This is a genomic window from uncultured Eudoraea sp. (assembly GCF_947490415.1).
In the GTDB taxonomy this organism is placed as follows: domain Bacteria; phylum Bacteroidota; class Bacteroidia; order Flavobacteriales; family Flavobacteriaceae; genus Eudoraea.
In genome coordinates this window covers 869,961-883,897 of sequence record NZ_CANLGX010000001.1, presented here as the reverse complement: position 1 = coordinate 883,897, position 13,937 = coordinate 869,961, and the positions used below count along the sequence as shown (strand labels likewise).

At 35.0% G+C, this 13,937-nt stretch carries 12 protein-coding genes; all 12 read right to left on the bottom strand.

Features of this window, described 5'->3' with window-relative positions; all coding sequences use genetic code 11:
- Positions 1-124: 124 nt before the first annotated feature.
- The 12 genes from Q0874_RS03890 to Q0874_RS03835 all read right to left on the bottom strand — a co-directional run bounded on the left by Q0874_RS03890 (position 125) and on the right by Q0874_RS03835 (position 13,932).
- Positions 125-1,087, bottom strand: a complete 963-nt coding sequence (locus Q0874_RS03890; RefSeq protein ID WP_299159619.1) for a glycosyltransferase — start codon at positions 1,085-1,087, stop codon at positions 125-127.
- Entirely contained in the window at positions 1,080-2,174 is a 1,095-nt protein-coding gene (locus tag Q0874_RS03885) for a glycosyltransferase family 4 protein (protein WP_299159616.1), read from the bottom strand. The genes Q0874_RS03890 and Q0874_RS03885 overlap by 8 nt, the downstream gene beginning before the upstream one ends.
- Positions 2,167-3,582, bottom strand: coding sequence for an O-antigen polymerase (locus Q0874_RS03880; protein WP_299159614.1), 1,416 nt, complete (start codon positions 3,580-3,582; stop codon positions 2,167-2,169). Before Q0874_RS03880 ends, Q0874_RS03885 begins: the two co-directional genes overlap by 8 nt.
- Before the next feature lie 39 nt (positions 3,583-3,621).
- Positions 3,622-5,019, bottom strand: coding sequence for a lipopolysaccharide biosynthesis protein (locus tag Q0874_RS03875; RefSeq protein ID WP_299159612.1), 1,398 nt, complete (start codon positions 5,017-5,019; stop codon positions 3,622-3,624).
- Positions 5,000-5,959, bottom strand: coding sequence for an O-antigen ligase family protein (locus tag Q0874_RS03870; protein WP_299159611.1), 960 nt, complete (start codon positions 5,957-5,959; stop codon positions 5,000-5,002). Before Q0874_RS03870 ends, Q0874_RS03875 begins: the two co-directional genes overlap by 20 nt.
- Positions 5,960-6,463: 504 nt before the next feature.
- Positions 6,464-6,907, bottom strand: a complete 444-nt coding sequence (locus Q0874_RS03865; protein WP_367275396.1) for an NAD(P)-dependent oxidoreductase — start codon at positions 6,905-6,907, stop codon at positions 6,464-6,466.
- Between the two features lie 230 nt (positions 6,908-7,137).
- Positions 7,138-7,683 (bottom strand): dTDP-4-dehydrorhamnose 3,5-epimerase, encoded by a 546-nt coding sequence (gene rfbC / locus Q0874_RS03860; RefSeq protein WP_299159608.1) that lies wholly within the window; start codon positions 7,681-7,683, stop codon positions 7,138-7,140.
- A complete protein-coding gene (rfbA, locus tag Q0874_RS03855; protein WP_299159606.1) occupies positions 7,680-8,549 on the bottom strand; it encodes a glucose-1-phosphate thymidylyltransferase RfbA in 870 nt (289 codons plus the stop codon). Before rfbA ends, rfbC begins: the two co-directional genes overlap by 4 nt.
- A complete protein-coding gene (gene rfbB, locus Q0874_RS03850) occupies positions 8,546-9,643 on the bottom strand; it encodes a dTDP-glucose 4,6-dehydratase (protein WP_299159604.1) in 1,098 nt (365 codons plus the stop codon). Before rfbB ends, rfbA begins: the two co-directional genes overlap by 4 nt.
- Positions 9,643-10,641 (bottom strand): hypothetical protein, encoded by a 999-nt coding sequence (locus Q0874_RS03845; protein ID WP_299159602.1) that lies wholly within the window; start codon positions 10,639-10,641, stop codon positions 9,643-9,645. The genes rfbB and Q0874_RS03845 overlap by 1 nt, the downstream gene beginning before the upstream one ends.
- Before the next feature lie 2 nt (positions 10,642-10,643).
- Complete coding sequence (locus tag Q0874_RS03840) at positions 10,644-12,329, bottom strand: hypothetical protein (RefSeq protein ID WP_299159599.1); 1,686 nt, start codon at positions 12,327-12,329, stop codon at positions 10,644-10,646.
- Positions 12,330-12,435: 106 nt separating this feature from the next.
- Entirely contained in the window at positions 12,436-13,932 is a 1,497-nt protein-coding gene (locus Q0874_RS03835; protein ID WP_299159597.1) for a GH3 auxin-responsive promoter family protein, read from the bottom strand.
- Positions 13,933-13,937: the final 5 nt, after the last annotated feature.

The following is a 13,937-nucleotide window of genomic DNA, read 5'->3' as shown; positions in this document are numbered from 1 at the left end:
TGAATTTTTTCGCATTCTATTGTATCCGCAATTAATTTCTTGAAATGCAGGTGCTTGTAATTATAGGGTTTGGTTGAGCCAAGTTCCTTTTAAAATGTAATCTTCTCTTTCCAATATTCTTTTTTTAAAGATACCTTTTGTAAATTTTTTCAATTACTGCCAAACTCTCTTCCATATTAAAGTCTTTAACCAGATGCCTTAAATTCTCTTTTGGAGCATTTAGGGACTTATATAAGGATTTACTTAGTTCTTCAGCGTCGTCTTTACAAACAAAACAAGAATTGGTTTTGGAAGCTATAGCTTCCAAATCGCTCACATTAGTACTTACAAAAGGTTTGTCCAGGGCTAACATTTCCTTTACTACATTAGGCCAGCCTTCGTGGGTAGAGGTCAACAATAAAACATCCATATCGTTCATAAAAGCGCATACTTCAGTGTGCGGAATGTTACTCATAGTAATCAACTCCGTATTCGGTATTCGTTTCCGGAGTAACTCAAAACTTTTCTTTGCCAAGGGAAATTGCTTGATAGGGCTGTTGATATCTACAGATGCAAACAACACTTTTTTTGTGTCTTCCTTTTTTGGTACAGCTTGCGCTTTAAACTTTTTAAGATCTATAGGATCTACAATCGTCTCCACCCTTGCATTTGGAAATTTGGCAAGTACTTGTTGTTTCATAGCGTCAGACATGACAATGATATGATGAAATCTCTTTATGGAAAAGCTCGTCAGCAGACCACCAAGGAATATCCTAACCTTATGAAAAATTGAAGGGTTTGGTGCGTTATACCAATCGGAGCCTTTTAGAGAAAGTATCTTAGTACCCCCCATTAAACTAGTTAAGAATCCTACGGCAGAACCGTATTGGGCATGTACAATGTCATATTTTTGAGATATTTTAATAAGCGTATACAGATGCTTTATAAACTGAAATGGATTCCTAAGACGATCTAAATAATAAAGGTCTACCTGGTCTTTTAAAAACTCATATTGATTATACATCCATACGCCCCCAGCACCAGGATTGTTTGGAAAATTATGCGTCCAAAGTATTTTTTTTTGTTCCTGTTTATCTTTTTTATTCACTTGCTATTTCTTCTAATAATCCATCAAATTTGGCTATATTTTCATCAGTGGAATAAAGCGATTTAGCGATTTCTAACGCATTTTTACACGTTTCATCGTAGGAGGGCGATTTTAAAATCTTTTCTAACCCCCTTGATAATAGTGTTTCATTGCCCTTGCAATCTATTCCTATGTAATTTAATTGCATAACTCCGTCCGGATCTGAATTTAATGCCAGTACTGGAGTTCCGCACATCCACGCTTGAATAAACGTATTAGAGAACCCTTCTGAAACTGATGTATTGACCAATAAGGCCGATTGCATCAAAAACGAATTGATAAAATCATTGGTTTGAGAACCATGATAGGTTATATTTACTGCGGAATTTATTTCTTTCAAAAGTCCTGCGCCATAGTTGTTCTCTGGTAATTTTCCGATGATATGAAAATTATAAGTTGAATCATGAAAGGAGTTTGCCAAGGCTATAAAAATTTCTAACTGTTTAACCGGCCTAGCATTTCCTATCCAGACTATTTTTTTTAAATCCTTTTTGGGTACTTCGTCAATAAGCAATGGGTGCATATTTGAAATTATGGCTTTAGGCCGATAACCAAATTCTAAAACCTTATTTTGTTGATAGCGTGTTTGACAAATGATGTTTGGTTTATTTTTTAGAATAGTCGAGAATACTTTTCTTTTCAATACACTTTTGCTGCCCTGTTCAAATTCTACCGAATAATTATCGGCAATATGGAGGACTAGTGGAATATTGTTTTTTTTCGAAAAACCAGACAACCTGTAGGTAAAGGAATTTAGTATTCGCTGGTAAATGTAATCTGGTTTTTCGACTTTTATAATATTAAAAACCCTGCTCATGAAACCTTTATACATTAGTACTTTGCTTGATACACTAGCTTTCACCTTTAAGCGATGTATTTTAAAATCGTTCTCGTATATACAATCTTCAGTTTCATGACCATAAGAAATATAAACAATTTCATACCTTTCTTTTTGAAGTTCAGTAGCTATAATCTTAGATTGATACTCTGCTCCACCCTTTATAAGAGGATAAAACGGCACGAAAAAACATATTTTACCTTTAGGCATCTATAGCTTTTGAAATTTTAAACATCCGTTTCGGCAGCACTTTGTACACCAATATGACCACAATGATTTGACCCAAGTATAGAAAAAGAGTGTATAAAATATACTGCGATGCCGATCTTGAAAAAATAAGAAAAACATTGAACAATACGAGGTACAGCAAATCAATAAATAACTGATTTCGGCCTTTTCGACTTTCTATATAAATAAGAAAAAACAAGAAAATCAAATAGATGAAAAATGGCCCGAAATACCAAAAGTTCATATAGGCTTCCATTAAAGAGGAGAAACCAGTGCCGGCAGTACTTCCCATCTCTTTTCGTTCAGGAAAATATTGATTTCTAAATTCATATATAATACCAATTGGTTTATTAGGGTATATGTACCGTGGAATGAAGGCCGTACTAATTTCGGTATAGGTCTGACCTAGCTTATAGTTATAGTTATCGGGCTTTTTATCTATAAATATTCTATAATTTAAGGCTGGAGAGCCAAATTCGGTATTTGCCGGATTCATCAACCGATATAGCCGATCCTCATACGTTTCTAAAAAATTACTGATTCCTTTATACTCCACACTTTTTTCCCGCAGTAAAGTGAGTGCATTAAAACAGACATAAAGAATGAAGATCAGCAAAGCGTAAGAGAAATTAATCCTTGTAATTCTTCTTTTTATGGTGTAAGCTAGAAAGAAAACTACCATCGCAACCAACAGCGTTCCCCTTTCTCCAATGACTAAATTGATAAAGAGCACAAAAAAAATAGAAAGAAAGAATGGAGGTAAATAGGTGAAATATTTATCATTACTATTCTTAATCGTACCAAAGAACAGACCGAATAATGCAATGGATATATAAAAAAATCCTTCATATGGTATGTTTAAGACCAAATCGTTTATTGCACCTTGATAAAATGCTTTTCCTTGCAGTAGTGTGGTAAACCCTCCTGCTCGAACAAAATTAAGAGCCTCACTTAAGCTTGACAAAATACCTGCTATAATTGCGAATCTAAAGTAATTTGCTCTTCCTTTTTGAGAAGCATTGTCCGGAATTCTCATGATTCGTTCTCGTACAAAGACCAGATAAAGGAAACTTGTGGCAAAAAGTGCCAACTGATTAGATATTAAAAAAGAGAACAAAGTATCATCAACTTTTTGCCATGTTCTAAGTTTAGCAACTCTGTGCCACCCAATATCCGCATCAAAAAAAACAGAAATAGGTACACTATAGCCATATAAACCGAACAATATCATGAAAAGAAAAAGCACTGAGTTAAGGCCAACTGTTTTAAATGTGTGGTATAAAATGATGCCATAGGCCAAAAGAGATAAAGACAAGCCAAGAGTAAACCACTCTAAAACAAGAGTAATTATGCTAAGGAAGCAAAGTAATATGGCTACTGGTATTCTCAATATTATAGGCTAATTAAATTCAATCGATTGTTCATGTTTTTATTTTTTTAATAGCACTGTCAAAAATTTTCGAACAAGATCTCTACTAAAATAAAGTGATATAATAACTGCCAGGCAAATTGCTAGAACAGATGCCCATAACTGTTCGTTTTGTGTAATGCTATAAATGCCGAATGCTATAACAATATACAAGATTAACCTCCAGAAGAAAACTCTTATGGCCACAAATTTCTGAACATCAAAGTACCGATACAGCAGCCAAACGAAATTTCCAAAAGCGAAAACACTTGATGCCCCATAAAGTTGATACTTCGGAATTAATAAAAATCCGGTGGCAACAATCAAAAGACCTGAGACCAAAGATGTTTTAAAAGCGTGCATGTTTTTCTTTTCACATTGATAAATAATGCCAAGTATTGATGCTAACGACATGAAAACCACTCCTAAGGCCAAAATAGGAATATATCTGGTAGCTTCAAGAAAATCAGCGTCTATAATAAATGGCAAGAGTGTTTTTTGCGTGCTTATTAGAAGATATAAAATTGAGAAAAGTAGTCCCGAATAGGTATTGAAGGTTTTTTCAAAATAGTCTTTAAATCCGTCCTTACCATATATTACGAACATTTTATCTTGAAAGGAATAATAAAAAATTCGATTTAGTATTTGAATGACATAGGCTATTTTAAAGGCAATAGCATAAATACCGTTCGCACTTAGCGTCAAAAACGAGGCTATAATATATTTACTTGACTGATTGTTCATCCATAGACTCATGGCATTGAGTACGAGAGGAAATGAATAATTCAATAATTCCTTGGTTGCATTCACACGAACTGCCTTTAAGTCAATATGCTTGGTTATTTTTAAAGCAAGCAAATAAATCAAGAAGGAAGCTGAAGCGATGCCATATGAGGTAAAAATAGCTTTTAAGCCATATTCACTTACAAATAAAACACTGAATAAAAGCACGATAAGGATGTAGAACAACTCTATAAGAACGTAATGCAAAGAAGAATAAACGCTACGCACTACTTGCTTGGCAATAACATAGAAAAAAATGGAAACCAAATATAAAAAAACATAAGGAGCCAATGTTATCGACGTATATAAATACACCACTGAAAAGACTACACTAAAAATGGATAGTCCTATTAGAAAAACCATCAAACAACTCGATACTACACGGGTAATATTCTTAGGATCATTATTTGCAAGTACCCAGCGAAGTACAGCCAATTCAATATGCCCGAAAAAAACAGGTGCCAGTAAAATGGATGCGGAGGCGACTAAATCAAAATAGCCTAATTCCTCATTAGAGAGGTAAAAGGTATAAAATGGCACCAAAAAGAAATTGATGACCAAAGTACCTATATTGCCTATGCTATAAATAGCCGAAGCCCTTGCCAGACTTTTTGTTTTATTCCCCGTTTCCCGCATCTATCTTGCAATTTGAATAAAACAATGAATTCATGACCGCAAATAAAAACACTCCATACATTCGCACCAAAACATTCTCGGTCAATAAGCTTAGGGAAAACATCAACAGGAAAAATAGAAAAGTAAAGTTCCTTAACTTTAAAGCAATATAAAAATTATGGCCAAACATATACAACAAGAAAAGAAGGGCAAACAATCCGGCTGACAACCACATATGAAAGTAATAGTTATGAGTATTTATTTCTGAACCCAACGACCTAAACTCAGCCACAACATAATTTTTTTCTTGATAACAATCATTTAGTTTTTGCTGAACATTTCCAACGCCATAGCCAAATAAAATTTCCTTTTTAAGAAGGTAAATAGAACAATCATATATATATATCCGCTTATCCACTCCTTCTTCCATGGGTACAGATGAGATAACATAATCCAAAAGCATGGCAATTGAGTCTGTATTCTTGTTTTTATAGGTGTCAAGCAAGCCCCCCATCCAACCAAGTGTTAAAAAAGAAAAAACTACTATTCCAAAGATAATTTTCTCCAGACGCCGCTTGAAATAAAAAAAGGGAGTAAGAACCAGTATTATTAACAGGGTTAAAACCGTGGTAATTGCCTGACTGTAAACGATGGCCAACACAAATAGAAACGACAATATCCCTAAAAGTATTTTTTTAAATATGTCTATCTTAAAGTTTGCAATCAAATTAATGGAAAGTAATATTGCAGTCAAAAAATGCAAGGAAAGATATACCTTATGGGGCTCAAAAAGGACATCCAAATGCTTTTCGGCTTTAGAAAGCACAAACTCATATGGATAGGTATTTATAGCCAATGCCTGTTCTAAAATATTTTTATCCATTAAGCCGGCAAACCTGTCTATTGCGAGTCCTTGGGCGAGAATATCGAAAAAATAAAGGAATAGCACAAAATTGCTCAAAATAAAACCATAGGAAAATATTTTAATGGTTTGTTTTTTAACTTTAGGAAAAAAATAAAAAATAACAATCGGGAAGAACAAGAGCAACAAGCTTGATTGTACTTTTTTAAATCCAATAAATATATTATCTGAATAAAAAATAGAGAATAGCAAAAAAAAATAAAAACCACAATTAATCAATATAGGTTTAATACCATATTTCTTGTATCTCTTTCCAAAGTTATCCCAATAAAAAAAAAGCGTTGTTACCAAAAATAGAATTGCGGTAATAGAAGCTAACGCCTCCTTCATCAAAGGATAAAATGACAGTACGTATAAAAAAAAATAGGGAATCTTTTTTTTTTGTATCCAATCCATTACGGGCAACATGTCTTGTATATTCCAAATACAGTCGGAAGATTTTGAGCTTTCGCTTAAATTATAACACTGTTCTTTGGTCTTTTGGCAAAAGTACGATAATTCTTTGCTTTTTCAACTCTTACCTTCTCATGCAGATTGTTTTCTTTAAGAATCTTTTTTTGCAAAATCATACCAGGACATGGCTTTCCCATCTGTAAAATGATAAATACCGTATTCTGTGTTCTGAGAAGCAATTAAATTTAATATATATTTTGCCAAATTATTGGCATTTGTTGGACACCCTGTTTGTTCATCCGTAATATAAAATACCTTTTCAGTCTGAGCTTTATTTAGAATAGTCCTATAGAAATTATGACCGAATTCTGAATACAACCAGGAAGTCCTGATGATGAAATATTTCTCTAATACGTCTTTGATATAGTTTTCACCAGCTAACTTAGACATTCCATATTGATTGATGGGATTTGGCAAATCTGTAGTTAAATATCCCTTTTCCTTATCCAAAACGTAATCTGTAGATATATGAATAAGTTTTACTTGTTTTTCTTTGCAGATAAGGGCTAAATTCTTCGCTCCTTCTGCTTTCACCAAAAAAGCTATTTCAGGTGTTTTTTCAGCCTGTTACACATTGGTAAAAACCTAACAGTTAATACAGTAATCGTAATGCTTAGATTCAAACACTGAGTTTATACTTTTTGCATTGGTTATATCCAAGCCTTTGGAGTCCATGAATTTAAAATCCAAAGAATCATAGTTACAGGCGATTTTCTGTAAACATTTTCCCAATTGCCCTTCAGAACCGGTTACCAATATGCTCTTCATAATCTGGCCTTTTCTAAAGGTGGCAAAACTAAGTCTTTCTCTGAAACTTTATATTGATCTGCTGGTAATTTCCAATCAATTTTTAATGTTGGATCATTAAAAATAATACCTCCTTCAGAGGCCTTGTTGTAATAATTATCACATTTATAAAAGAATTCTGCCGAGTCACTCAAAACCACAAAACCATGTGCAAAGCCTCTCGGTATAAAAAGTTGTTTTTTGTTTTCATGACTCAGTTCAACAGCAATATGCTCTCCAAAAGTAACAGAGTCCTTTCTTAAATCTACAGCCACATCCAATACAGTTCCTGATAACACCCTTACCAATTTGGCCTGTGCATGATCCCCAATTTGATAATGTAGTGCTCTTATTACACCTTGATAAGAGAAAGATTGATTGTCCTGAACAAAATTAACGGTATTCCCTATTCCACGGTTAAACATTTCTTTATTAAAAGATTCCAAAAAATATCCCCTCTTATCCTCAAAAACATTTGGTTCTAAAACAAAACATCCTTTAAGTTTAGTCTCTTTAAATATCATTTAGGTTCATTAAGAATTCCTAATAAATTAATGCCATAGCCACTTTTCATTAAGGGTTCTGCGAGATTTTTGAATTGTTGTTTATCAATATAACCCATTTCATATGCTGCCACCTCAATTGCCCCAATTTTAAGACCTTGACGTTCTTCTAATACCTCTACAAATTGTGAAGCCTGCATTAAAGATTGAAAAGTTCCAGTATCCAACCAGGCAGTTCCCCTATCCAAAATACTTACACTTAATTTATTTCTATCCAGATATACCTTATTAACATCGGTTATCTCCAACTCTCCTCTGGAACTGAGCGGGATGTTTGAGGCGATTTCAACTACGTCATTATCGTAAAAATAAATTCCAGGAACGGCATAATTGGATTTTGGTTCAGATGGCTTTTCCTCTAAACTTATAGCTTTTCCATCTTTATCAAACTCTACAACCCCATAGCGTTCGGGATCATGAACCCTATATGCATAGATGACACCCCCATCCGGGTCATTATTCGACTGCAAGAGTTTTGCCAGGCCAGAACCATAGAAAATATTGTCCCCTAGAATCAAAGCGACTTTATCTTTTCCTATGAAGTCCGCACCTATAATAAAAGCTTCGGCCAAACCATTTGGAGCGTCTTGAACAGCATAGGAAAAACTACAACCATATTTCTTCCCATCCCCTAATAATTCTTTAAAAAGAGGAAGATCTTTAGGTGTAGAAATAATCAATATTTCTTGAATCCCCGCATACATAAGCGTAGAAAGAGGGTAATAAATCATTGGTTTATCATAAATAGGCATAAGTTGTTTACTTACCGATAAAGTCAACGGATGTAATCGTGTTCCAGAACCCCCAGCTAAAATTATTCCTTTCATTTGCTTATACTTTGTTGGGAGACATTTCTTTCCTTATACATTTTTTCATAATATTCCTGATAATTGCCAGAGGTAACATGATCTAACCATTCCTGATTCTCAAGATACCAATCAATAGTTAGCTCCAGGCCTTCCTCAAAGGTGACGGAAGGTCGCCATCCCAATTCTTTATTTATTTTACCGGCATCTATGGCATATCTCAAATCATGTCCCGGGCGGTCCTTTACATAAGTTATCAACTTCGATGAGGTGCCTTCCTCCCTATTTAACTTTTGATCCATCAATTTACAAAGGAGTTTTACTAAATCAATATTCTGCCATTCGTTAAAACCTCCTATATTATAGGTCTCAAAGTCTTTCCCCTTATGAAAAACCAAATCAATGGCAGCGGCGTGATCTTTTACAAACAACCAGTCACGGGTGTATTTTCCATCGCCATAAACCGGTAAAGGCTTGTTTTCAATAATATTATTAATGAAAAGAGGAATGAGTTTTTCAGGAAAATGATTGGGGCCGTAATTGTTAGAGCAATTCGTAATCACATAAGGTAACCCATAGGTCTCGCCATATGCCCTTACAAAGTGATCTGAACTGGCCTTTGAGGCAGAATAAGGTGAGTTCGGATCATATGGTGTGTTTTCGGTAAATAAACCCTCCGCACCTAATGTCCCATAAACTTCATCTGTGCTGATATGATAAAAACGCTTGTTGTTCTTATTCTCTTTCCAAAGATCTCTTGATGCATTCAACAGATTAACAGTTCCTATGATATTGGTACGCACAAAAGCCAAAGGATCCGTTATGGAGCGATCTACATGGGATTCAGCTGCCAGGTGAATGACCCCATCGAATTGATGTTTTTCAAAGATCTGCTTAAGAAATTGTTCATCCAATATATCTCCTTTTAAAAAGGAGTAATTAGGATACTCTTCAACGTCCCTCAGATTTTCCAAGTTCCCCGCATAAGTGAGCACATCAAGGTTATATATATGATAGCCCGGATATTCTTTTAAAAATCTGCGTACAACATGGGAACCAATAAATCCTGCGCCTCCGGTTATTAAAATATTTCGATCTTTGCCGGTCTCAGTCATCAGAGTTGCATTTCTTTAGCCTTTTGATTAAGGTATTTTATAATATCAATTAAAATAAAAAGGCTTATTAGAATCATGGGGATAAGAACAATATTCTTGCCAAAAAGAGACTTCTGGACTTCCTGGGAACTTCCAAAATTTATAATGCTAATCGGTTCTTTTTGTTCCTGGAGTTCCATTTTTTTTCTTTCAATATCCCGAATCAGATTATTTTTTAAATTAAATAGTTCAGCAATATCCAATTGTTTCTCATTATCCAAAATGATCCGTTGTTCAGTAATTTGACCTTCTGTACTTGCCATTTTATCTGAATATCTTGAAATCAATTGGTCTATTTGACCCAGAAGGACTTCATCTTGTTTTATTCGGTCCTGTGCATTATCCTTTTGGATTTGAGTCAATTCCGTATAATAGTCATTGGAATTAATATATTGCATAACCTTTCGAGAAAATTCCTGACCCCTATCAGTTTCTTTAAACGAAAACGTAATTTTATGATCTAGTGAACTTTTATTCAATATTTCGGTTCTAATGATGTCTGATACCAATCCGTTTTCCTGAAATTTCTCCAACAGCTCTAAATACTCAAGATCATCTCCGGAACTAGTTTTATCCAAAGCCTGGTTTATTGTTATCGCATAACCTTTTAAATTTGGAATATTTAAACCAATTTTTCTAAAAAAAGTGGTGTCATTGGCCTTAATATTGGCGTCGATCTCATTAACCACATCATATAAATAACCTTTGCTCTCTAAATTCGGTTTTACAATGACCTCTATTTTAAGTTTTTTGGTTACAATTTGATTTAAACCCAAGGCAATTAAGGCACCTACCACTGCAAGGGCAAGTAGAATTAGGAGATTCTTTTTAAAATAAAGGAAAATTCTTAAAAACCATCTGAATAGCCTATTAAAGCCATTGCCAATCATATTAAATAATTGTCCCAAATCTATTTCATCATTTGATGTGGTTTCTTTCGATGTTTGCTGATCTGCCATGTTTAGGAATTAAAAATTTGCTTAAGTATTTTATCTGTTATCAGGTAGGTAGGCTTTACACCTGTAGTTCCCAGGCCTCCCGAAGCTAGTGTACTCCCTGATTCTAATGGATTGTCTGACGCATAATAGGCATATCTTACCTTAACTTCCTCCCTTATGCTTTTCCTGATTTTAGAAGCTGCCTGAATTGCTTTCTGATAATGTACCCCCTCCATTTCCAGCCCAATTGCCCGCCAGGTAGATTCGTGAAAGAATCGCAGAATATCCTTATTCTGTAGCGAAGTGCCCAAAACAGTGACCATTGTACCCTCAAGAACTTTTAAACCATTCCCCTCAAAATCTTTGGCGCAAAGTTCGTTCTTAAAAGGATAATTATCAGCTGTGCCTTCAAAAATATGCGCAGACGGGATCATTAAATCTCCTTTACCACCTTCAAGAATACCCGCTTTTCCCATAATTGAAATTGAAGCCACATCTAAAAAGATATTTTTGCCATTTTCCAGAACATAGGGTTTTAAAAGTTCATCTATTGTTTCATATGCCTGTTCCCCAAAGGCATAGTCCATTACAAATATAACAGGTTTTTTATCATCAGGAAGTGCCATATTAAGTTCATAACAACAGGCGTCCTGTCCTAATTTAGCCATATCAAATATCTGAACATCAATATTTGTTCCTGAAGTGTCCTCTAAAGCTATCATGCCGTTCCGCTTTGCTGTGGCAATCACTTTATTGCGTAAAGCAATATTATCCGTGGAACTTAAAGCCTCATATATCTCAAGGGATCCGTTTGAAGGAAACTCTTTGCTAAGCGCTTTTCTGGCATATAGGGAATTTACCACACTATGCATATTGGCACTAATAATATGAATTGGCCTTTTTAATAAATTGTGCGTTTTTAGTGTTTTCTTTATGGTTTCGGCCCATATTTCACCGTGAACATGATGCCCCAGGCGATCCCTTAACATACTGCTAAACGTAATCACTCTTTTTTCGCCCCCCGTTTCCTCCTCAAGCGATAATTTACCTAACCAATACAGAATCTTCAAAAATCGTTCAGGTTCCTTCTTTGTTGCCAGTTTTTCATATACATCTAACACCTCAACAAATGATCTTCCAAGGATGTTTGCAGTATGGATTAATGCAGTTTCCTTTTCCTCCCTTGTAAGCCTGGCTTTAGTAGCTGCCTTTTCCAGTTTTTTCCAATCACGTATAGTCTTATTTGAGTCCTCAATTAATACTCGCTGGCATATTTTATCGGCTTCTATATACAAAAAGGTAAGATGTGTAAGTATATCATAAATATCTGAGCGCCCTCTTGTGATTTCAATATTCATCTGCTCACTATCTATTCGATAGCAATTTCTTCTCCTCTTGGGTGGTATAATTGCCTTAAAGTGAGATTTTCCATATCCTTCATCTGAGGTAAGATTAATATATCTGCACTGCTCTATTCCGGAGGGTAATCGTTCCAATACATAAACAAGCCCGTTAAGTTCGGCCTTATCCTCAGCTACTGAACCATAAATTTCGGGATGCAAGGATAAAAGGGCATTTCTTAAAGTTTCCCCGGAAATCCCCGTTGGCTTATAAAAGCCTCTGTTGAATAAATGACGCATGGTAATATACATCCGCTCAATCGCATTTGTAGACTCCTGTGCTCTGGTATTATCTTTAACTATCTCCATAGACAATAGCAAAATTACATTTTAAAATTTATGATTTAGTTGGGTCTATGAAATTAAGACTGATTGATGGCTAAAACTCTTCGCCCTAAAACTAAAATTACTGTTATTATTCTCTCTGTAATGCTAACTTATCCGCAACTGACCTGTCATTAGAAAGGCGTTGTACCTTATTTTGACCTCCTAATTTTCCAATAGATTTCATATACTCATGAAAACCACCTTTTTTTATTGAGGTAATTTTTAAACGCTGTAGTATTTTACCATCAATCAGATCAAAATAATAACTGTTTTGTTGTTGAAGAGTTGTATCCAGAATCTCTATAAACTTAGACATATCGGAAGGTTTTCGTTCAAATTCAATAAACCACTCATGGTATGGCAGTTCATCCTCTTCAGGTGTAATTTGCGGTGCTACCGTAAACTCATTAATAGAAGCATCACATGCCTCAACGGCCTTTTGCATTGCAACCTCAACCTCTTTTGCAATAACATGTTCTCCAAATGCAGAAATAAAATGTTTTATCCGCCCTGTAACTACTATTTTATATGGATTAGTTGAAATAAACCGAACGGTATCTCCAAGATTGTATCCCCAAAGGCCTGCATTGGTAGAAATTATCATTACATAATTTGTATTTAGTTCTACTTCTCCAATGGTAAGCCGTTTGGGTTGATCCTCAAAAAATTCATCTGCCTTAACGAATTCATAGAAAATACCTGAGGCGAGCAATAACAACATGCCCTCTTCCTTTTGAGAGTTCTGATACGCGAAAAATCCTTCACTTGCCGGAAATAATTCTATGCTATCCACCCTGCGGCCTATAAGTTCTTCAAATTTTGCCCTGTAGGGCTCATAATTGACCCCACCATAAATAAATAGTTTAAAATTTTTGAATAGTATCCCTATATTTTTATCGCTCGTGGATTTTAATTTTTCAAAATACATCTGAACCCATGAAGGTATACCTGCAATCAGTGTCATATCTTCTTTTATTGTCTCCTCTACAATCTTTTCCACCTTGGTTTCCCAGTCTTCAATACAATTTGTTTCCCAACTGGGCAAGCGGTTTTTTTGAAGGTAGTTGGGCACATAATGTGCCGAAATGCCCGATAATCTACCTAGTTTAATCCCGTTTTTTTCTTGTAACTCCGGACTTCCCTGTAGAAAAATCCACTTCCCGTCAACAAAATCGGAATTACCCGTTTCATGGATATAATTCAGAATTGCATTCCTTGAGGCAAGAACCTGTTCTTTAATAGATTCGGAAGTAATGGGAATATATTTGGCCCCTGAGGTCGTTCCTGAGGTTTTTGCAAAATAGATTGGTTTTCCGGGCCAAAGTACATCTTCTTTGCCCGCTACCGCTTGCTCCACATACTCGCGTAAAGCTTCATAATCTCTTATTGGAACTTCATTTACAAATTCTGAGTGGCTCTTAATTTGTTTAAAATTATGATCAATTCCAAATTTTGTGTTTTGAGCATACCGTATTAAATGTTTGAAAACCTTTTCCTGACTTTTTAAAGGTTCACCGGCCCACTTAGCGGTTTTACGGGCGATGTTTTTTGCAAAAATTCTGGCTGCTAAAGATTTTAAAGACATCCTTT

Excerpts from the sequence above, each read along its gene's own strand:
- Q0874_RS03885 (WP_299159616.1), bottom strand. The coding sequence starts at position 2,174 with ATGCCTAAAGGTAAAATATGTTTTTTCGTGCCGTTTTATCCTCTTATA.
- Q0874_RS03875 (WP_299159612.1), bottom strand. The coding sequence starts at position 5,019 with ATGCGGGAAACGGGGAATAAAACAAAAAGTCTGGCAAGGGCTTCGGCT.
- rfbC (WP_299159608.1), bottom strand. The coding sequence starts at position 7,683 with ATGATATTTAAAGAGACTAAACTTAAAGGATGTTTTGTTTTAGAACCA.
- rfbA (WP_299159606.1), bottom strand. The coding sequence starts at position 8,549 with ATGAAAGGAATAATTTTAGCTGGGGGTTCTGGAACACGATTACATCCG.
- rfbB (WP_299159604.1), bottom strand. The coding sequence starts at position 9,643 with ATGACTGAGACCGGCAAAGATCGAAATATTTTAATAACCGGAGGCGCA.
- Q0874_RS03845 (WP_299159602.1), bottom strand. The coding sequence starts at position 10,641 with ATGGCAGATCAGCAAACATCGAAAGAAACCACATCAAATGATGAAATA.
- Q0874_RS03840 (WP_299159599.1), bottom strand. The coding sequence starts at position 12,329 with ATGGAGATAGTTAAAGATAATACCAGAGCACAGGAGTCTACAAATGCG.
- Q0874_RS03835 (WP_299159597.1), bottom strand. The coding sequence starts at position 13,932 with ATGTCTTTAAAATCTTTAGCAGCCAGAATTTTTGCAAAAAACATCGCC.